The sequence below is a fragment of the Streptomyces sp. NPDC050315 genome (genome assembly GCF_040655775.1).
In the GTDB taxonomy this organism is placed as follows: Bacteria; Actinomycetota; Actinomycetes; order Streptomycetales; family Streptomycetaceae; genus Streptomyces.
In genome coordinates this window covers 59,680-80,615 of sequence record NZ_JBFAKN010000010.1, presented here as the reverse complement: position 1 = coordinate 80,615, position 20,936 = coordinate 59,680, and the positions used below count along the sequence as shown (strand labels likewise).

At 69.6% G+C, this 20,936-nt stretch carries 14 protein-coding genes; 12 read left to right on the top strand and 2 right to left on the bottom strand.

The window, feature by feature from the left end; all coding sequences use genetic code 11:
- Positions 1-39: 39 nt before the first annotated feature.
- Positions 40-3,870, bottom strand: a complete 3,831-nt coding sequence (locus tag AB0I82_RS31290) for a GH92 family glycosyl hydrolase (protein ID WP_363260801.1) — start codon at positions 3,868-3,870, stop codon at positions 40-42.
- Between the two features lie 179 nt (positions 3,871-4,049).
- Positions 4,050-4,694, bottom strand: coding sequence for a hypothetical protein (locus AB0I82_RS31285; RefSeq protein WP_363260800.1), 645 nt, complete (start codon positions 4,692-4,694; stop codon positions 4,050-4,052).
- A 612-nt stretch (positions 4,695-5,306) separates the two neighbouring features.
- Here AB0I82_RS31285 and AB0I82_RS31280 point away from each other — a divergent pair.
- From AB0I82_RS31280 to AB0I82_RS31225, 12 genes are all read left to right on the top strand, one after another.
- Entirely contained in the window at positions 5,307-6,089 is a 783-nt protein-coding gene (locus tag AB0I82_RS31280; RefSeq protein WP_363260799.1) for a phytanoyl-CoA dioxygenase family protein, read from the top strand.
- Between the two features lie 52 nt (positions 6,090-6,141).
- Entirely contained in the window at positions 6,142-8,004 is a 1,863-nt protein-coding gene (locus AB0I82_RS31275) for an NAD(P)-dependent oxidoreductase (protein ID WP_363260798.1), read from the top strand.
- A gap of 35 nt (positions 8,005-8,039) precedes the next feature.
- Positions 8,040-9,869 carry an asparagine synthase (glutamine-hydrolyzing) gene (asnB, locus tag AB0I82_RS31270; RefSeq protein ID WP_363260797.1) on the top strand — a complete coding sequence of 610 codons (1,830 nt, stop codon included), beginning with the start codon at positions 8,040-8,042 and terminating at the stop codon, positions 9,867-9,869.
- Between the two features lie 79 nt (positions 9,870-9,948).
- Positions 9,949-11,208, top strand: a complete 1,260-nt coding sequence (locus tag AB0I82_RS31265; protein WP_363260796.1) for an MFS transporter — start codon at positions 9,949-9,951, stop codon at positions 11,206-11,208.
- 13 nt (positions 11,209-11,221) lie between these two features.
- Positions 11,222-12,535: a UDP-glucose/GDP-mannose dehydrogenase family protein gene (locus AB0I82_RS31260; protein ID WP_363260988.1), complete on the top strand. Its 1,314-nt coding sequence runs from the start codon at positions 11,222-11,224 to the stop codon at positions 12,533-12,535.
- A 286-nt stretch (positions 12,536-12,821) separates the two neighbouring features.
- Positions 12,822-14,252, top strand: coding sequence for an N-acetylglucosamine/diacetylchitobiose ABC transporter substrate-binding protein (gene ngcE / locus AB0I82_RS31255; protein WP_363260795.1), 1,431 nt, complete (start codon positions 12,822-12,824; stop codon positions 14,250-14,252).
- Between the two features lie 183 nt (positions 14,253-14,435).
- Positions 14,436-15,350, top strand: coding sequence for a sugar ABC transporter permease (locus AB0I82_RS31250; RefSeq protein ID WP_363260987.1), 915 nt, complete (start codon positions 14,436-14,438; stop codon positions 15,348-15,350).
- 22 nt (positions 15,351-15,372) lie between these two features.
- Positions 15,373-16,266, top strand: coding sequence for a carbohydrate ABC transporter permease (locus tag AB0I82_RS31245; protein ID WP_363260792.1), 894 nt, complete (start codon positions 15,373-15,375; stop codon positions 16,264-16,266).
- Between the two features lie 57 nt (positions 16,267-16,323).
- Entirely contained in the window at positions 16,324-17,586 is a 1,263-nt protein-coding gene (locus AB0I82_RS31240; protein ID WP_363260791.1) for an extracellular solute-binding protein, read from the top strand.
- A 39-nt stretch (positions 17,587-17,625) separates the two neighbouring features.
- A complete protein-coding gene (locus tag AB0I82_RS31235; RefSeq protein WP_363260986.1) occupies positions 17,626-18,567 on the top strand; it encodes a sugar ABC transporter permease in 942 nt (313 codons plus the stop codon).
- Positions 18,567-19,430 carry a carbohydrate ABC transporter permease gene (locus AB0I82_RS31230; protein WP_363260790.1) on the top strand — a complete coding sequence of 288 codons (864 nt, stop codon included), beginning with the start codon at positions 18,567-18,569 and terminating at the stop codon, positions 19,428-19,430. The genes AB0I82_RS31235 and AB0I82_RS31230 overlap by 1 nt, the downstream gene beginning before the upstream one ends.
- A gap of 202 nt (positions 19,431-19,632) precedes the next feature.
- Entirely contained in the window at positions 19,633-20,832 is a 1,200-nt protein-coding gene (locus AB0I82_RS31225; RefSeq protein ID WP_363260789.1) for an ROK family transcriptional regulator, read from the top strand.
- Positions 20,833-20,936 lie beyond the last annotated feature (104 nt).

Here is a 20,936-nt window from a genome sequence, read left to right as displayed (position 1 = left end):
TCGCGGGGGTGCGGCCCTGGCCACTGGCGCACGGTGCGGTCAGGAGAGCAGTTCGACCTCGGCGAGGGTGGCCCGGCCGGCCGGAACCAGGCGGTAGTGCCGGTACGTGCCCGGCCGGTCGACGGAGAAGACGCGGGTCTGCTTGTCCCACCTGAAACTCTCGCCGGAGCGGCGGTCCACGGTGGTCCACTTCCGCCCGTCCTGGGAGCCCTCCAGGACCCACCCGGCCGGCGCGTCCCCCTTGGCCGAGGAGGTCAAGGTGTACGAGGTGACGCGCGCCGCCTTCGGGAGCTCGGCCGCCGCCGTCCCGAAGGACGCCGAGGTGTCCGAGGTGTTGTCGAAGAGCGCCGAGCCGTCCGGTGCGGTGATGTCCCCGGCCGGGGCCGGGACCTTGTCGTCCTGGGTGATGGAGGTGGGGGCCGCGTTCTCGCCGGTGCCCCAGCGGGACGGCTCCGGGCCCATGGCGAAGTCGAGCGTGCCGCCGCGGGCGAGTACGGAGTGCGGGAGCGCGGTGGAGTTCCAGGGCTTGCCGTTGACCTTCACGCCCTGCACGTAGACGTTCCGTGCGCTGTTCTTCGGGGCGTTGATGACCAGGTCGCGGCCGTTCTCCAGGTGCACGGTGGCCTTCGTGAAGAGCGGCGAGCCGATCGCGTACTCCGGCTGCCCCATCACCAGCGGGTAGAAGCCGAGGGCGCTGAAGATGTACCAGGCGGACATCTCGCCGTTGTCCTCGTCACCCGGGTACCCCTGGCCGATCTCGCTGCCGAGGTAGAGCCGGGAGAGCACCTCGCGGACCTTCTCCTGGGTCTTCCACGGCTGCCCGGCCGCGTCGTAGGCGTACGCGATGTGGTGCGAGGGCTGGTTGCTGTGGCCGTACATGCCCATCCGGGTGTCGCGGGCCTCGGTCATCTCGTGGATCACACCGCCGTAGCTGCCCGCGAACTCCTTGGTACCGGTCTCGGGCGTGGCGAAGTACGTGTCGAGCTTCTTCGCCAGGCCCGCGCGGCCGCCGTAGAGGTTGGCGAGGCCCTTCAGGTCCTGCGGGGCCGTGAAGGCGAAGGACCAGCCGTTGGTCTCGGTGTAGTCGTGGCCCCAGACGCGCGGGTCGTACTTGTCCGGTGCGAGCCGCCAGTTGCCCTGCTCGTCCTTGCCCTGGAAGAAGCCGACCCGGTCGTCGAAGAGCTTGACGTAGTCCTGCGCGCGGTTCAGGAAGTACGCCGACTCCTCCTTGTAGCGCTTCTCGTGGGTCTTCTTGTACAGCGCCTGGCCCATCCGGGCGATGCCGAAGTCGTTGAGGTAGCCCTCCAGGGCCCAGGACATGCCCTCGCGGGTCTTGGTGGAGGTGTACCCGAGGAACGGCGAGGTGTTCATGCCCTTGCGGCCGACGCCGGGGCTGGGCGGCGCGACGGTGGCGTTCTTCAGCGCGGCCTCGTACGCCGCCTTCGCGTCGAAGTCCACGCCCTTGGCGTACGCGTCGGCGAACGCCACGTCGGAGCTGGTGCCGGTCATCAGGTCGGCATAGCCGGGCGAGGACCAGCGGGAGATCCAGCCGCCGTCCTTGTACTGCTGGACGAAGCCGTCGGCCAGCTCCCCGGCCAGCTTGGGGGTGAGGAAGGAGTACGCGGGCCAGGTGGTCCGGTAGGTGTCCCAGAAGCCGTTGTTGACGTGGACCTGGCCGTCGACGATCTTCGAGCCGGTGCGGGTGGGGGTGTCCGGGCCGGTCGCGGGGGAGAAGGGGCTGGCGTAGCGGACCTTGCCGTCGACCTTCTCGGAGCCGGAGTTGGGGTAGAGGTAGAGCCGGTAGAGGTTGGAGTAGAGGGTGGTCAGCTGGTCGTGGCTCGCGCCCTCGACCTCGATGCGGCCGAGGATGTCGTCCCAGGCGGACCGGGCCCGGTCGCGTACGGAGTCGAAGGACGCGCTCTCGGGGGCCTCCTGACGGAGGTTCTCCTTCGCCTGGTCGACGCTGATCAGGGAGGTGGCGATGCGCATCGTGACCGTGCGGTCGGCGCCGGGCCGGAAGCGGAGATAGCCGGTGACGTCGGGGCCGCCGCCTCCGGAGAGTTTGCCGCCGGCGGTGACCGGCGCGTCGAACGTGGCGTACACGAAGAGCCGCGTGGCCCCCGTGGACAGCCCGCTCTTGACGTCGGAGAAGCCCGTGACCACGCCGTTCTCGGTGTCGAGCGTCAGCCCGCCCTTGTTGTTGACGTTGTCGAAGATCAGGCTCGCGTCGTCGCCCGGAAAGGTGAAGCGCATCAGCGCGGCGTGATCGGCGGGAGCGATTTCGGTCTTGAGTCCGTTGTCGAAGGTGACGCCGTAATAGTGCGGCTTCGCCGTCTCGCGGGAGTGGTGGAAGGGGAGCGCGCGGGCGGTGCGGGAGGCGTCGGGGGTGCCGGCGGCGGCGGACGGCATCACCTGGAAGGTCTGCCGGTCGCCCATCCAGGGGCTGGGTTCGTGACTGGCGCTGAAGGCCTGGAGTGTGGGGAGGTTGTCGGAGTTGTTCTTGCGCGCATATTCGTAAAGCCAGTCCTGGGAACCGGCGTTGGTGACCGGGGTCCAGAAGTTGAAGCCGTTGGGGACGGCGGTCGCGGGGAAGGTGTTGCCGCGCGAGAAGCTGCCGCTGGAGTGGGTGCCGCGGGTGGTCGAGGCGTAGTCGGCGAGGTGCGCGAGACGCTTCTCGGGCGCCTTGGGCGCGAGCGTCACATCGTCGAGCCAGCCGCGGAACTTCGTCGGGCCCTTCGGTGAGTCGTAGGCGACCAGGATCCGGTCGACGGTCCTGCCGTTCGCGACCTGCCCGATCCGCGAGGTGAGGTGATTCCACTGGTTGACGTAGAGGGACTTGGACGCGCCCTGGCCCCGCGGGTCGAGCGGGAAGCCGTGCTGGTCCACGGCCTTGAGGTCGCTCAGATAGGTGCCGTCGGTGAAGGCCAGGTCCACGGCCACATGCGTGGCGTCGTAGTCGCGGTCGCCGTCGGCCATCGAGGGGAAGACGCGGTAGGAGAGCGCGGTGTCGCGGTGGACGGCGACGTTCACGTCGAAGACTTTGTTGTACGAGTATCCGCGGCCGTCCGCCGTGTGCGTACCGGCGTAGCGCAGGGCGCGCTTCCCGGTGAAGCCGGCGCGGGCCTTGGCGGTCGGTGAGCCGCTCGGGCCCCGGTCGACGAGGGAGCGCATGTCCTCGGGAGCGGGTACCTCGCCACCGTCCGCCGCCAGGTGGACGTCGGCGAGTTGGAGGGCGTCGTCGGCGCCGTTGTTCGCGGTGATGTCGAGGCGGTAGTGGCGGTAGGCGGCCGGAGCGCCAATCTTGTACGTCCGGGTCTCGTGGCGCTTCGGGAAGGACTGGTCCCGCTGGGTGTCGAGGACCTTCCACTCCTTGCCGTCCTCGGATCCCTCAAGGGTCCAGTCCCGGGGGTCGCGCTCGGCGTGGTCATTGGCCGAGGTGAGCGCGTACGTCGTGACCTCGATGGGCGCGTCGAGGTCGAACTCGGCCCAGCTCGCGCGCGCGAAGGCCAGCCACTTGCTGCCCGGATCGCCGTCGATGAGGTTCTCCTTCACCTCACCCGCGCCGTCGTTCTCGGCGCCGGCCCGGACATCGGTCACCCGCTCGGTCACCTCGCCGGGGATGCCGGAGCTGAACGCGCCGTTGACGCCCGCGGCCTTCTTCTTGCCGTCGGGGCCGGTCTCCACGGTGTTCAGCCAGGTCGGCGCGGGGTCCTGCGCCTCGAAGGAGGAGCTGAACGCCCGGTCGGGGCGCGGGGATCGGTCCGGCGTGGCGACGGCTGTGTACTGGCCGCCGATGAGGAGGGCGAGGACGGCCGCTCCGATGGTGGTGGCGGCGAACGGGCGGCGTCCGTACCGGGGTCTGTGCCTCATCCGCAAGGTCCCTCCCTAGGAATGGACAACGTTGTCATGGACCGCGCAAAGGACCAGTAGGGCGGCAAGCGGCCGGGAGTGTCAAGGGGGCCTGCCCGGCCGCGGCGAACGGACGGCGGGTGCCGACTCGACGGCCCCCGCCGCCCGTTCGTCCCGCCGCCCGTTCGCCGCGCTCGCCGTTACGGCTTCGCGGCGACGGGCGGCGCGAAGAAGCTCACCATGTCCCGGTACTCCTGGTGGGGCGCGTCATCGGCGGCGAGCCAGTCGCCCGGGCCCACCCGCTCCTCCCACGCGAGATGCCGCTCGGTGATGGCGCCGATGAAGTCCTGGGCCAGCTGACCCGCCTCGAAGAGGTCCTGGTCCGGGCTCTGCGAACTCGCCCCGACGATCTGCCCGCGCACTTCGGCGGAGTGCCCGTAGCGGAAGCCGGCGCTGCCGCACAGATGGGGTTCGACCAGGACCGCCTCGCCGTAGTTGCGCCCCAGCCGCCGGTGGCCGGCGGCCTTGGCTGCCGCGTTGGGCAGGAATCTGTGCCCGTCCTCGCCGATGCTGATGACGCCGAGCACCGCCTGCTCGTTGGGCGTCCAGGGTCCCGCCGTGGGGTCCATGAGGACGAAGCCCATGGCCGTCCGGCCGTAGCTGCCGCGAGGCGCCGCTGATGCGGCGGTGGTGCGATTGCGCCAGATGCTCGCCGCGCGCCGGGTCCCGAGATCCAGCAGGAGTTGGTCGAGTTCTTCGGGGGTGAGCAGGTAGTCGTACGGATTTCGGCGGTGCTGGGAGCGTACCGTCAGCCCGTGCTCCGTAACGGTCTCGCGGACATTCACAGTCGGCTCCTTCGGCGTGAGTTCACCGGTGGTCGGCCACCGGCGGGGCGGTGGATCGTCGGAGATCATAAGGCCGGAATCCGGTGCCGCCGCCGGAAAGTGAAAAAGATCTTCGAGGGGTGGGCGAGAGCCCGTTCCGTAGAAAGATCCACGCGAAGAAGTCACGTGAATGGTGCCGGATTAGTTCCGGTTGCATGCGGGATTGGCGATAGTGGTTGAACCACTTGACACCAAGTCAGTTTCTGTTTCTGCTGGTCAAGTTGAGTTCGGAGGCGGGGTGGGGTCCGCCGATGGAAATCCTTGACCGGCGGGACCGCTTCCCCATAGATTGCCTGGCGCCGCGGAGATCGAAAGTCGAACGGGGGCGATCGAGTGGTGGGGGGATTCCGGGACCCGTAAGGGTTTCCCGATCTTGAATACCTGGAGTCGCCGACTCCGTATTCACATCCGACCAGGCTGGGCCGCTATGAGGCGGCCCAGTTTTCCGAGTCGCGCCCTTGAACTATCGGGGCCATCACGAAATCACCGTTGTCGTTCCGCCTGCCGACGCCCGGGCCTTCGCCCAGGTGGCGTCGGCATGCCGTGCGGCCACTCATGGGGAGAGGTTCTGCAATGACAGTGAGCGCTCATCTCGATCTGGCGGAGACGTTCCGGCGGGACGGTTTCGCCGCGACGGGGCCGCTGATCTCCACGGACGAAGTGGAGCTGTACCGGGACATCTACGACCGCTTCCTGAGCGGCGAGATCGAGAGCGGGGACAAGCGCTCCGACCTCGGCTCCCACGTTCCGCGCCGGGACGGCGTGCGGGAGAACATCACGCAGATCATGTGGCCCTCCGCGCTGTACGAGCCGCTCCTGGACATGCCGCTGCACGACCGGGCCCTGAAGGTCGCCCGCGAACTGATCGGTGACGACGCCGAGCTGGACTTCGACATGCTGATCCACAAGGCACCGCACACCGGCGTGCCGACGCCGTGGCACCAGGACGCGGCCTACTGGATCGACCTGCCCGACACCCGCGCCGTCTCCCTCTGGGTGGCCCTCGACGAGGCCACTCTGGACAGCGGCTGCATGTGGTACGTCCAGGGCTCGCACCAGAGACCCCTGCGCCCGCACCGCCCGACCAGCGACGGCAAGAACATAGAGACCGACTGCTCCGAGACCGAGCCCGGGGCGACCGCGGTGCCGGTTTCGCCGGGGGAGGGCGTCGCGCACAGCGGCCGCACGCTCCACTACTCCCGCGGCAACACCACGGACCGGGTCCGCCGCGCCTACATCCTCAACTACCGCCCCGCCTCGATGATCCGGTTCGAGCGTGAGCGGGGCGCGGACCACGGCCTCGAGGAGAACGTGCGCAAGGTGCGCAACGCGAACGCCGCGGACACCGGCAACTGAGCCACCCGCAACCCCCCTCCGACCACCCTGATCACGCCTGTGAGGTATTGCCATGGAGCCCACGAGACGCCCGGTGAAGTTGAGCGGCGCGGTGATGGCGCATCCCAAGCGCATGAAGGAAGCCCAGCTCATCGCTGACGCCGACACGAAGGGCCGGATCCGGGTGACGGTCGACCCCGATCCCGGGGGCCGGCCCACCGCGCTGCGCACCGCGCTGGTGTCCTGGGGGTGCGTGGCACCGGACGCCACCCACCACGTGGTCCTCCAGGACGACGTGCTCCTGGCCGACGGGTTCTACGAGCACGCCGAACGCGTCGCGGCCGAGGTCCCGCACGAGGCGGTCGCCTTTTACGCCGGGTGGGAGGCCCGCAACGGCGCCGTGGCGCGGCTGGCCGCGCTGACCGGCTCCCCGTGGGCGTACACGCTCCAGGAACACGTGCCGTGCCAGGCGCTGATGCTCCCCGCCGACGTGGCCCGTGGCTACGCGGCCTTCCAGGAGGAGCACGGCGCGGGCTGGCCCTACGACGTCGTGGTCCAGCAGTACCTGAACTCCCTGGGCATTCCCGTGCGGTTCACCACGCCCAGCACGGTGCAGCACGACGAGGTGCCCAGCATCGCCGGCAACAGCTACCACGGCTTCCGCCAGGCGACGCTGTTCACCGGGCGGGCGGAGGAGCCGGCGACGTACGACTGCCCCCGGTTCCCGGTCGTCCCCTTCTACCAGTACGGCGAAGCCCGGTGCGCCGTCCGCCGCGAGGCGGAATGGGAGTACCTGGAGACCGAGCGGTACCTGCGGCGCGCCGGACTGCTCGACAACGCCACGGCCGCCTTCGCCGCGGCCGCGCCGTCCGGTCTCCCCGAGCGGGTGAGCCGGGCCGTGTGGCTGACCGGGTTCGCCACCGGTGTCGTCACGTCCGACGCGCCGGAGCCGGAGCCTTCGGTGGCGGCCGCGGTGATGGAGACGCTGGGCCCCGGTGGCCTGTGCGAGGAGTACACGGCCGGGGAACTGCTCGCCATGGCCCCCGCGGTGCGGGACCTGGCACTGGCCGCGCTGGCGGCGGGGCGCCGGGCGGGGCACCTCGGCATCCGTCCGGTGAGCCCTGCCCCCGATGCCGCCCGCGTGGTCGTCACCGGAGGCGAGAGCCGTTTCGGCGGCCAACTGGCCCGGCTGCTCGCCGATCTGGGCCACCGCGCCGAGCATCTCGCGGGTGCGCCCGAGGCCCGGGACCTGGCCGGGGTCCCGTACGTCGTGCATCTGGGCGGCGCCGACGACGCGCTGCTCGACGAGGTGCTGACGGCCGCGGAGCAGGCGGGGGTGGAGCGCTTCGTGTACGCCGGTTCCGCCGCGGTCTACCGCGGCAGCGGCGCGCGGACGGTGGCGGAGGGGACGCCGGCGGAACCGCCGCGCGACCCGGTCGCGCTGGCGTGGTGGCGGCAGGAGGAGCGGTGCCGTCAATGGGGCGAGCGGAGCGGGACCGCCGTACAGGTACTGCGCCTCGCCGACCCCGTCGGTCCGCACGCCCCCGCCGGCAGCACCCCCGTCCAGTGGGTTCACCTGGCATGGACGCGCCGCCCGCTCTCCCTGAACAAGCAGGGGGCGCACCAGATCCTCGACTACCGGGACATGGCCGGCGCGATCGGCGCCGTGCTCGCCGCCCCGCCGGCCGCAGCGGTGCTCAACGTGGCCTCGGCGGCCTACGGCGAGGAGGAGCTGGCGGAGCTGCTCGCGGACGTCTCGCGCCGGACGCCCTGGGAGTGGAGCGACGGCCCCGGGGCCGAGCGGTGGACCATGTCGACGGAGCTGATCGAGAACGAGCTGGGCTGGCGCCCCTCGGCCTCGGTCCGCGAAGGCGCGCGGGCGCTGGCCCAGTGGTACGCCTGCGACATCCACGGCGACTACGACGTCCCGGCCTGAACACCCCCTCTCACCGACCTCTCAAGGAGTGCCACATGTCCGGTATAGCTGGCTGGGTCGACTTCTCCCGCGATGTGGCGCGGGAACGGGACGTCGTACGGGCCATGACGGCCACGCTGGCCCGGCGTGGCCCGGACGGCGAGGGCCACTGGCTGTCCGAGCACGCAGCGCTCGGACACCGGCGGCGGTCCGCCGACGCCGAAGGGGGCGAACTGCCCCTGGTCCACGATGACCGCTCCGGCAGGCAGGCGGTCCTGACCTGGAACGGCCGGCTCTACAACGCCCAGGGCCTGCGGGCCGGGCTCCGTTCGGCGGGCCACGACATCAGGACCGGCGACGACGCCGAGGTGGTCCTCCACGCGTACCGGGAATGGGGACCGGACTTCGTCACGCGCCTCGAAGGCGTCTACGCCTTCGCCCTCTGGGACGCGCACCGCCAGGAGCTGTTCCTGGTCCGTGACCGCATGGGCGTGAAACCGCTGTTCCATGCGGCCACGCCCACCGGCGTGCTCTTCGGCTCCGAGCCCAAGGCCGTCCTCGCCCATCCGGACTTCTCGGCGGTGCTGGACGCCGACGGGCTCCGCGACATCCTCTCGGTGGCCCGCGTGCCCGGCCACGCGATCTTCCGCGGGATGCGCGAGGTCCTCCCGGGCCACACGGTGCGGGTGAGCCGGTCGGGCACGCGCGAGGAGCGCTACTGGGGACTGCGGGTGGCGGACCACACGGAAAGCCTCGACCGGACCATCGGCACCGTGCGCGAGCTCCTGGAGACCATCGTCACCGAGCAGATGGTGGGCGAGGCGCCGCCGTGCGCCCTGCTGTCCGGGGGACTGGACTCCAGTACCCTCACCGCTCTGGAGGCGAAAGCGGCCCGCGCGCAGGGGCTCGGCCCCGTCCGCTCGCTGGCGGTCAACGACCACGACCCGGACCAAAAGGCCGGCAACGACGACCACCTCTACGCGCGGATGCTGGCCGAGCACGTCGGCACGGACCACGGCGAGATCTCCCTGAAGGACCTCGACCTGCTCGACCCGGCGCTGCGGGCCTCCGTCCTCGCCGCCTACGACGTGCCCCTCAACAAGGGCGACCAGTACGCCTCCCTGCACCTGCTGTTCCGCGCCGCGCGCGAACACGCCGCCGTCGCCTTCTCCGGGGAGTGCGGCGACGACGTGTTCGGCGGATACAACTGGAACCGCCTCCCCGAGTGGATCTCCACCAGTACCTTCCCCTGGGTGGCCGAGGGCCGGCCGCGCTACCAGGGCTACGAGTCGCTCTTCGACCCCGGCCTCCTCGGCAAGCTCGACCTGGCCACGTACGAGCGCGACTCCCACCACGCCGCGGTCGCGGAGATCGCGGCGGCCGACCACCTCGACGACGCGGACGAGGCGCGCTACCGGGAGGTCACCTACCTGGCGCACACCCGCCACTCCCGGGTCCTCTTCGACCGCCTCGACCGGCTCGGCATGGCCTCCGGGCTCGACATCAGGGTGCCCTTCGCCGACCACCGGCTCGTCGAGTACACCTTCAACATCCCCCGGGCCATGAAGGGTTTCGACGGCAGGGAGAAGAGTCTGCTGCGCGCGGCCATGAAGGACCTGCTCCCCGAGCCGGTGGCGATGCGCGTCAAGACTCCCTACCCCAACCTCCGGGACAACGCCTACGACCGCGTACTCCGCGACCGGCTCGTGGCCGTCGTACGCGACCCGGACAGCCCGATCGCGCCGCTGCTCTCCGACGGACTCAGGGCAGCGGTGGCGGGGAGCGGTGCGGCCGCGCTGGGGAGCGGGGTGAGCCGGGCGGCCCTGGAGACGGCGCTTCAGACGGAGAGCTGGCTGCGCACCTACGGGGTGCGCATGGACCTCTGAGAGGTCGCCGGCCGGTTTCTCAGGGACCTCCGAGAGGTCTCACGACGATTCATCAGCGGACTTCTCGAAGGATGCCCGAATGGTTTCGACCCTCGCCCCGCCGCCCCGCCTGTGGACCTGGAATTTCGGCGGCTACTTCACCGCCCGCATCGCGTCGATGCTGGGTGACGCGATGCTCCCGGTGGCCATGTCGGTCGCGCTGCTCTCGCTCGGATACGGGGTGAGCGCGGTCGGGTTCGCGCTGGGCGCCTGGATGGGAGCGTTCGCCCTCTTCGTCGTGTTCGGCGGGGTGTTCGCCGACCGGTTCCACCCCCGGCCGCAGATGATCGCCGCGGACGCGGCCCGGTTCCTGCTCATGGGCTCGCTCGCGGCGTACTTCTGGCTCGGGCACCCGCCGCTGTGGTTCATCATCGGGGTGGCCCTGCTCGGCGGAACCGCGACCGCGATGTTCCAGCCGGGCGTCACCAGCCTGGTGCCCCAGGTCGCCGCCGACCCGCAGCAGGCCAACGGCGTGCTGCGGGTGGCCCAGGGGATGTCCACGATGGCGGGGCCCGCGCTCTCCGGGCTGCTCGTCGCCACCACGTCGGCGGCCGTGGCGTTCGCGGCGACCGCCGCCACCTTCGCGGTCAGCGGGATCTGCCTGGTGGCGCTGCGGCTGCCCCGGTTCGAGGCGGACCGGTCGGCCTCCACGCTGGAGAACCTGCTCACCGGCTGGCACGAGTTCCGGTCCCGGTCCTGGCTGTGGGCGGTGATCCTGATCTGGTGGATGCTCGGGATGTTCGTCTGGGGCCCCATCACGCCGCTCGGCGCGGCCTCCATCACCGAGGCGCACGGCAAGGCGGCGTTCGGCTACGCCGAGGGCGCGTTCGGGGCCGGCTGCGTCCTCGGGGGAGTGCTGGCGATCCGGGTCCGCCCGTCCCGGCCGCTCTTCGGCGGCGGGCTCGCGATGTTCCTGTTCCCGCTGATGCCGCTGGCCGCGTCCCTGGTCCCGGCCCAGCCGCTGCTCATGCTCGGGTACGCGATCAGCGGCATCGGCTGGGCGTTCTGGGGCGTCCAGTGGGCCACCACGATCCAGACCCAGATCCCCGAGGACCGGCTCAACAGGGTGTCCGCCTACGAGATCGCGGGCTCGATCCTCGCCGTGCCGATCGGGCAGCTGATCGCGGGCCCCGCGAGCACGGCCTTCGGCGTCCACCGCATGCTGATGGTCGCCACGGTGATCGGCTTCTGCTGTGCCGTCGCCCTCATCGCCGTTTCCCCCATCCGCCGCCTCCTGCGGGTCCCGGAGCGGCCGCGGCCTGCGACGGCTTCTCCCTCCCTCGACTCGACCAGCACATGATTGGGGTTTGTCCATGCGGTACCGCATGACGGTGATCGGAAGCGGATATCTCGGCATCACCCACGCCGCCTGCATGGCGGAACTGGGCCACGAGGTCCTGGCGCTGGACATCGACGCGGACCGGATCCGCCGGCTCGGCGCCGGTCAGCTCCCCATCCACGAGGCGGGCCTCGAAGCGCTGCTCCGCCGCGGACTGGACTCCGGAAAGCTCCGCTTCACCACCTCCTACCAGGAGGCCGCCGAGTTCGGCGACGTACATTTCCTGTGCCTCGGCACGCCGCAGCAGCAGGGCGCATACGCGGCCGACGTCTCTCAACTCGACGCGGCGGTCGGCGCGTTGGCGCCCCATCTGGGTCGGGAGTGCCTGGTCGTCGGGAAGTCCACCGTGCCCGTCGGTACGGCGGAGCGGCTCGCCGGCGCGCTGCGGCGGCTCGCGCCGGCCGGTGACCGGGTCGACCTGGCGTGGAACCCTGAATTCCTGCGCGAGGGCTTCGCCGTCAAGGACACGCTCGGCCCGGACCGCATCGTCCTCGGCCTCCGTACCGCATCCGCCGAGAAGGTGCTGCGCGAGGTCTACGCGCCGCTGGGGGACGTGCCGTTCGTCGTCACCGACTTCGCCACCGCCGAACTCGTCAAGGTCGCCGCGAATTCCTTCCTGGCCACCAAGATCTCCTACATCAACGCCATGGCCGAGGTGTGCGAGGCGGCCGGCGCGGACGTGGTGCGGCTCGCCGAGGCGCTGTCCTACGACGACCGCATCGGCGGGCGCTTCCTCCGCCCGGGACTCGGCTTCGGCGGTGGCTGCCTGCCCAAGGACATCCGCGCCTTCATGGCCCGCGCCGACGAGCTGGGCGCAGGACCGGCGCTGTCGTTCCTGCGCGAGGTGGACGCGGTCAACCTGCGCCGCCGGGACCGCACGGTGGACCTCGCCCGCGACCTCGCGGGCGGGTCCTTCGCGGGCCGCAGGGTGACCGTCCTCGGCGCCGCCTTCAAGCCCGACTCCGACGACATCCGGGACTCGCCCGCCCTCCACGTCGCGGCGGAGATCCAGCGGCAGGGCGGGCGGGTGTCCGTGTACGACCCGGTCGCGCTGGACAACGCCCGCAAGGCGTGCCCCGAACTGAGTTACGCCACTTCGGCGACGGAGGCGGCGCGCGGGGCACACGTGCTGCTCCTGCTCACGGAGTGGCGGGAGTTCGTGCGCCTGGACCCCGCGGAGCTCGGTGCGGTGGTCGCGGTGCGCCACGTCCTCGACGGGCGCCACGCCCTCGACCCGGCGCGCTGGCGGCAGGCCGGCTGGCGGTACCGGGCCCCGGGCCGCCCTTGACCGTGCCCGCCTGCGCCGACGGTTCGCAGGGAAGCCGTCACCGGGAGGTCTCAACTCGGACAAGACCGGCCTGCAAACCTGCGTTCGATCTTGCCCAGTTCGTGGGGAGAGGACTATACCTGTCGGCGTCGGCATGGCCGTTCGCCGTGGAGTCCCTTCCCTTTCACCGGCCCCGGAACAGGCACAGCAGTACACGCAACACCGTACGACCCCAGCTTCACACCACCGCGGTGCCGGGGAGGGTCCGGTTCACCGCCTGAGTCCCGGAGAAGGCGAGGACTTGAGCATGGGATCCAGCAGCCTCAACCGTCGTGACGTCATGAAGAGGGCCGCGGCGGCCGGTCTTCTCACGGTGCCCGCCGTCGGCGCCCTCAGCTCCTGCGCCAGCGGCGGCAGCGAGGAGAACAAGGCCGAGAAGGGCAAGAAGTCCAAGGACAATCCGCTCGGCGTGAAGACGGACGCGGGCCTGGCGGTCTACATCTTCAACGGTGGCTACGGCGACCAGTACGCCCAGTTCGTCACGGACATGTACGCCGAGAAGTACCCCAAGGCCAAGCCGACGCAGAAGGCGACCGAGCGCATCGCGACCCAGCTGCAGCCGAAGATCATCCGGGGCAACCCGACCGCCGACGTGATCAACAACTCCGGCGCGGACAAGATGAACCTCGGCAAGCTCGTGAAGAACGGACAGGTGGCCGACCTCACCGAGCTGCTCGACGCGCCCTCGTGGGACGACCCGAATGTGAAGGTGCGCGACACGCTCGTAGCGGGCATGGAGGAGATGGGCGCCTTTGGCACCAAGGGCTGCTACCAGCTCAACATCGCCACGACCGTGTACGGCAACTGGTACTCCAAGCGGCTCCTGGAGGACGAGCTGGAGATGGAGTATCCGAAGACCTGGGACGAGATGCTCGCTGTCTGCCGCAAGGCCAAGAGCAGGGGGATCCATGGCTGGAGCTATCCGGGCGGCCACGCCCGGTACTTGCTCTTCAGCATGTACGCGATGTTCGCCCAGGTGGGCGGGCGGGAAGTCGTCGAGGCAATGGACTACTTGGAGCCGCGTGCCTGGAAGCACGACGCGGTGAAGTCCGTCCTGGAGGCGTTCGAGGAACTGGTCGCCAAGAAGTACGTGCTGAGCGGCTTCGACGGGCAGGACGCCCACACGGAGATGCAGACCGCCTGGACCAAGGGCAAGTGCGTCTTCATCCCCGACGGTTCCTGGGTGGAGAACGAGGCCAAGGACACCACTCCGAAGGGCTTCCGGATGGCGGTGGGCGCGACCCCGTCGCTGGACAAGAGCGACAAGATGCCGTTCGGCACGCTCTACGCCCCGCCCGGCGAGCCCTTCGTCGTTCCGGCCAAGGCCGTCAACGCGCAGGGCGGCATGGAGTGGCTGCGGATGATGTACAGCAAGAAGGCGGCCCAGAACTTCTTCAAGGAGGTCTCCTCGATCCCTGCCCTGAAGGGCGCGATCGACGGAATGGATCTGCCGCCCGGCGTCGACAGTGCGCAGCAGGCACTCACGGCCGCCGGCGACAACGTCGTGATCCCGTTCTTCAAGGAGTGGTACGAGGAGCTCTTCGCGAGCGACTTCAACGGCGCCATGGCCAAGTTCATGGTGGGTGACCTGTCGGTGCAGGGCGTGATGGACACCATGCAGAAGGCGTCCGACCGCGTTGCCAAGGACCCCGACATCACCAAGGTCAAGAAGGGCTGAGAGCGACCGGTACGGAGCACGGGTACAACAGAGGTGAATCGGGGCGGCGTGAGCGCACAGACACGGGTGGACAAGTCCTCGCCCGACAGGACGAGTTACGGCGAACCGCGGAAGGCTTCCGCACCGGGGCGGCTGCTCTTCCTCGCGGCGGTCCTCCTGCCGCCCCGGCTCACGCCGGAGAGCGTGCGCAACGACCGCAGATACCGCACGCTCGACAAGTACCGCTTCATCGCCGGCTTCCTGATCGTGCCGCTCGCCTTCTACGCGGTCTTCGTCGTCTCGCCCTTCATCCAGGCGATCTACTACTCGTTCACCGACTGGTCCGGCGGGCCGGTCGCGAACTTCATCGGCTTCGGCAACTTCGTCAAGATGTGGCACGACGAGCGGTTCTGGGACTCCGTGACGACCAGCCTCTCGCTGCTCGTCATCGCCCCGCTCCTCACGCTCGTCCTGGGCATGTTCTTCGCCTACATGCTCACGGCGGGCGGTCGGCACCGCCGGGGCCAAGCCGTGGCGGGCGTGACCGGTTCCGCGCTCTACAAGGTCGTCTACTTCTTCCCGCAGGTCCTCTCCGTCGCCATCATCGCCGTCGTCTGGGGACGGGTCTTCAGCACCAACAGCGGCCTGCTCAACGGTGCCCTCGAATCCGCCGGTGTGGAGGGCCCCGCCTGGCTGGGCGGGAACCACGGCCTCGCCCTCATCGCGGTGCTCACCGTGCTCTCCTGGAGCTTCGTCGGCTTCTACGTGGTGCTGTTCTCGGCGGCGATGGGCGCGATCCCCAAGGACATCTACGAAGCCGCGCTCCTGGACGGCGCGGGCCGGGGCCGGACCTTCTTCAGCGTCACACTCCCGCTGACCTGGGACACCGTGCGGACCGGCTGGATCTACATGGGCATCCAGGCGCTCGACTCGTTCGCGATCGTTCTCGTCATGGTGCCGGGGAACGCCCTGAAGGTGACCCCGGTGTTCCTCTACGAACGGTTCCGCGACGGCCAGTACGGCTACGCCACCTCCATCGGTGTCGTGCTCCTCGTCCTCAGCGTGGTGTTCTCGTTGATCATCATGAGGATCGGGAACCGCGACCGGATCGAATACTGAAGAGCGCGGGAGCCACATCGCCATGACCATCACCGCACCTGAGAAAACGGCCCCCGCCCGGGGGGTCCGCCGCCGCGGCCGCCGCGCCGAGAGCGCCACCCTCAACGTCTTCTCGCACGCCTTCCTGCTCCTGTGGGTGGTGATGGCGGCGGGCCCACTGGTCTGGGTCGCGGTGACGTCGTTCCGTACCTCGGGCGACATCCTCAGCGACCCGATGAGCTGGCCGTCGACGCTGCACTGGGAGAACTTCTCGCACGCGTGGGCCGAGGCCAACATCGGCACCTACGCGGTCAACTCGCTCGTCATTCTTGCCGGTTCGCTCACCGGCACCATGCTGCTCGGCTCGATGGCCGCCTATGTGATCGCCCGCTTCGCCTTCCCCGGCAACCGCGTCATCTTCCTGCTGTTCGCGGGCGGCATGATGTTCCCCGTCATCCTCGCGCTCGTGCCGCTGTACGCGGTGATGGAGAACTTCGGTCTCCTCGACACCCGGCCGGGCCTGATCATCGCGTACATCGCCTACTCCCTGCCCTTCACCGTCTTCTTCCTGACCTCCTTCTTCCGGACGCTCCCGACCGGCGTCCAGGAGGCGGCGATGGTCGACGGGGCCTCGCACACCCGCACCTTCTTCCAGATCATGCTGCCGATGGCCAAGCCGGGCCTGGTCAGCATCGGCATCTTCAACTTCCTCGGCCAGTGGAACCAATACCTGCTCCCGCTGCTGCTCAACAACGAGCAGGAGGGCAGGTACGTGCTGCCGCAGGGGCTCGCCTCGCTGGCGGTCTCGCAGGGCTACCGGGGCGACTGGGGGGCGCTCTACGCGGGCCTGACGATCGCGATGCTCCCGGTGCTCGTCGTGTACGTGGTCTTCCAGCGCCAGGTGCAGGCGGGGCTGACCGCGGGCGCCCTCAAGTGAGCTTTTACCACGTCGTTTCCGGGTCTTTTCCGGTGTGAATGCGAAGGGTTGAAACACATGAGGAATCGGATGATCGCCACGGGTGCGGCGATGTGCGCCATGTCCTTGGCGCTCGCCGCCTGCGGCGGTGGGGGAGACAGCGGCGACAGCAAGACCATCAAGCTTGTCGCCGCCGACTACGGGGACAAGGCGTCCAACGCCTCCAAGGTGTACTGGGCCGACGTCAAGAAGGATTTCGAGAAGGCCAACAAGGGCTACAAGGTCGATGTCCAGGTGATCAACTGGAACGAGATCGACAAGTCCGTGAAGAACATGATCCAGGCGGGCAACGAGCCGGATCTGCTGCAGACCGGCGGCTACGCCGACAAGGTCGCCGACGACCTGCTCTACAAGGCGGACGAGGTGCTCTCGCCCGAGACCCGGAAGAACCTCATTCCCACCTTCGCCAAGGCCGGCGAGGTCGACGGCACCCAGTACGGAATTCCGTGGGTCTCCTCCAGCCGCGTGATGTTCTACAACAAGGACGTCCTGAAGAAGGCCGGTGTGCAGACGCCGCCCAAGAACTGGAAGGAACTCGCCGCCGCGGCGAAGAAAATCAAGTCCGCCAAGGCCGCGGAGATCCCCTACGCCCTGCCTCTCGGTCCCGAGGAGGCCCAGGGCGAGACGATGATGTGGGAGCTCGGCAACGGCGGTGGCTACACGGACGCGAGCGGCAAATACACCCTCGACAGCGCGAAGAACGTCGAGACCTTCAACTGGCTCAGGACCAACCTGGTCAAGCCCGGCCTCACGTACTCCAACCCCGCCTCCACCGACCGCAAGACGGCCTTCGCCGACTTCGCGGCCGGCAAGGTCGGAATGCTCAACGGCCACCCGAGCCTGATCCAGATGGCCAAGGAGGGCAAGGTCGACTACGGAGTCGTGCCCATTCCCGGCAAGGACGGCCCGCTGAGCAGCACCCTCGGCGTGGCCGACTGGATGATGGCGTTCAAGGACGGCGGCGCCGAAAAGGAGGGCGTGAAGAAATTCCTGGACTTCACGTACTCCAAGAAGATGCTGCAGTTCGACGAGATGTACAACCTCATGCCGGTCACCCAGGACGCGCTCAAGGCAATGCGGAACAACGGCAAGCACAAGGACCTGGAGCCGTTCTTCGAGGTGCTGCCGAACGCCAAGTTCTACCCGCTGGGGGACACGTCCTGGGACGTCGTCTCGGCCGAGATGAAGAAGACCGGCGGCAAGGCCGTCGCGGGCAATCCGCAGCAGGTCCTCGGGGACCTCCAGAAGAAGGCCGAAGCGGCGGCGGCCGACGCCAAGTAGCGGACAGCGTCCCCTTTTTCGCAAGGAGCTTCTGTGTCACTGAAGGCCCCACCGTCCCCGGCCGACGCCGGCCGGGGACGGGACGGGCGGGTGTCCGGACCGGCGCGGCGCCGCGGCGGCCTCGCCAGGCTGGGCCCGCTGCCCTGGATAGCCCCCGTCGTCCTGCTGATTCTCGCCGTGGTCGTCTGGCCGGTCGTCGAGCTGATCCGCACCTCGTTCCTCAACATCTCCATCGCCGGGAAGGTGCGCGGCGGCGCGGGGACCGACAAGTTCGCGAAGCTCTTCGAGGAGAGCGACTTCGGGGCCGTGCTGTTCTGGACGGCGGTGTGGACCGTGGTCGTCGTGGCCGTCACCATGCTGGTCTCGCTGGCCCTCGCCCAGCTCTTCAACCAGAACTTCCCCGGCCGCCGCCTCACCCGCTGGGCGCTCATCGCCCCCTGGGCGGCATCCGTGCTGATGACCGCGATCGGCTTCAAATGGATGCTCAACCAGACGGCCGGTGTCCTCAACACCCTGATGCTGGACCTCGGCCTCATCGAGACGTCCAGGGACTGGCTGGGCCGGTCGGACACCGCCTGGCCGTGGATGATGGCCGTCGCGGTGTTCGTCTCCCTGCCCTTCACCACCTACACGCTCCTCGCCGGCCTGCAGACCATCCCGCAGGACGTCTACGAAGCGTCGCGGATCGACGGGGCGGGCACCTGGCAGACGTACCGGCGCATCACGCTGCCGCTGCTGCGGCCCGCCTTCCTCGTCGGCGTGGTCATCAACCTCATCAACGTCTTCAACTCCTTCCCCATCATCTGGGCCATGACGCAGGGCGGCCCGGGCTATGACACCTCCACGACCATGGTGTTCATGTACAAGCTGAAGGAGACCGACATCGGCGAGTCCGCGGCCATGTCGGTGGTCAACTTCGCGATGGTCGTGGTGCTCGTGCTGATCTTCCTGAAGGTCAGCCGGTGGAACGAGGAGGACTGATGGCCACCGCGACGGCGGGCCGCCCCACGGCCCGCGCGCCGAAGCGCACCTTCCGGCCGCGCACCCTTGTCATCACGGCCTGCGCCTGGGCGCTCGCCGCGGTCTTCCTCGCGCCGTACCTGGAGATGGTCGTCACCGCGCTGCGCCCCAAGAGCGAGCTGCGGGACCGCACCTATCTGCCGCAGCACTTCGAGTGGGCGAACTTCATCGACGTGTGGAAGGAGTCCGCGCTCGGCCAGAACCTGCAGGTGAGCATGGTCGTCGCGGGCGGCGCCACGCTGCTCGTGCTGCTGGTCTCGCTGCCCGCCGCCTACTACACGGCGCGGATGCGCTACCGGGGCCGCAAGCTCTTCCTGCTGCTCGTCCTGGTCACCCAGATGTTCCAGCCCACGGCGCTGCTCGTCGGCCTCTACCGGGAGTTCCACCAGCTGGACATGCTCAACTCGGTCTGGACGCTGATCCTCACCAACGCGGCCTTCAACCTCGCTTTCGCGGTATGGATCCTGACGGCGTACATCGGCTCGATCCCACCGGAGCTGGAGGAGGCCGCCATGGTGGACGGCACCAGCCGGTTCGGCGCCATGACGAAGGTGACGCTGCCGCTCGCGCTGCCCGGCGTCGTCACCACCGTCATCTTCACCTTCATCTCGGCGTGGAACGAGTTCGTGATGGGGCTCACGCTCACCACCGAGCCGGACAAGCAGCCGCTGACGGTGGGCATCAACAACTTCATCGGCGCCTACACCGTGGAGTGGAACTACCTCTTCGCCGCGTCCGTGGTGGCGATCGTGCCGGTCATCGTGCTGTTCGCCTTCATCGAACGGCACGTGGTCTCGGGACTGACGGCGGGCTCGGTGAAGTAACGGTCGGCCCCGGGGTGTGTCCACGCCCCGAGTCGGCCGTCGTGCGTGGATATCCGCCCTGCAGCGGTCGAGGACTTGACGGGAGCGGACCCGGGCGGCTCAGCTTAGATTCACATGTTGGAGACAAGCCGGGCCCCATTGCTGTGGTCCGGCCGGCGGGCGGTCGTCGTGCCGCCCGCGGCAGGCGGGAGTGGATGAGTCGATGGAGACTCCGGGGTCGCAGTCCTCGCTGCACCGGGCCAATCTTGAGCGGGTCGTGCGTGCCGTACGGATGGCGGGATCGCTCACCCAGGCGGAGATCGCCCGGACCACCGGGCTGTCGGCGGCCACGGTCTCCAACATCGTGCGGGAGCTGAAGGACGGCGGGACCGTCGAGGTCACGCCCACCTCCGCGGGCGGCCGCCGGGCCCGCTCCGTCTCGCTCTCCGGCGACGCGGGCGTCGTGGTCGGCGTCGACTTCGGCCACAGCCACCTGCGGGTCGCGGTCGGCAACCTCGCGCACCAGGTGCTCGCCGAGGAGTCCGAGCCGATCGACGTGGACGCCTCGGCCGCCGAGGGCTTCGACCGGGCCGAGCACCTGGTCAGCCGTTTGGTGGAGGCCACCGGCATCGACCGCTCCAAGGTCGTCGGGGTGGGCCTCGGCGTACCGGGCCCGATCGACGTGGTCTCCGGGACGCTCGGGTCGACCGCGATCCTGCCGGGCTGGTCCGGCACGAACCCCGGCGAGGAGCTGTCCGAGCGGCTCGGCGTGCCGGTGCACGTCGACAACGACGCCAACCTCGGCGCGCTCGGCGAGCTGGTGTGGGGCGCCGGGCGGGGCGCCGCCGACCTCGCGTACATCAAGGTGGCCACCGGCGTCGGCGCCGGGCTGGTGATCAGCGGGCAGATCTACCGCGGGCCGGGCGGCACGGCGGGCGAGATCGGGCACATCACGCTGGACGAGTCGGGCCCGGTGTGCCGCTGCGGCAACCGCGGCTGTCTGGAGACCTTCGCCTCGGCCCGGTACGTGCTGCCGCTGCTCCAGCCGAGTCACGGCCCGGACCTGACCATGCCGGGCGTCGTCCAGCTGGCGCGCGAGGGCGACCCGGGCTGCCGCCGGGTCATCGCGGACGTCGGCCGGCACATCGGCAGCGGCGTGGCGAACCTGTGCAATCTGCTGAACCCGAGCCGGGTGGTGCTCGGCGGGGACCTGGCGGAGGCCGGGGAGCTGGTGCTCGCGCCGATCCGGGAGTCGGTGTCGCGGTACGCCATTCCCAGCGCGGCGCGTCAGCTCGGCGTCGTACCGGGCACGCTGGGCGGCCGGGCCGAGGTGCTGGGCGCGCTGGCGCTGGTGCTCAGCGAGATGGGGGACTCCACGCTGCTGGACGGCGCGCTCGCCGCGGACGCTCCCGCGATCGTCTGACCCGCAGCTGTCCGACCCGCCATTGTCTGAAGCGAAAGAAGCGAAAGAGGCGCCTCACCGCTGCTGGGGCGCACTCTGAGTTCACGCAGCTAACGGATGGCACC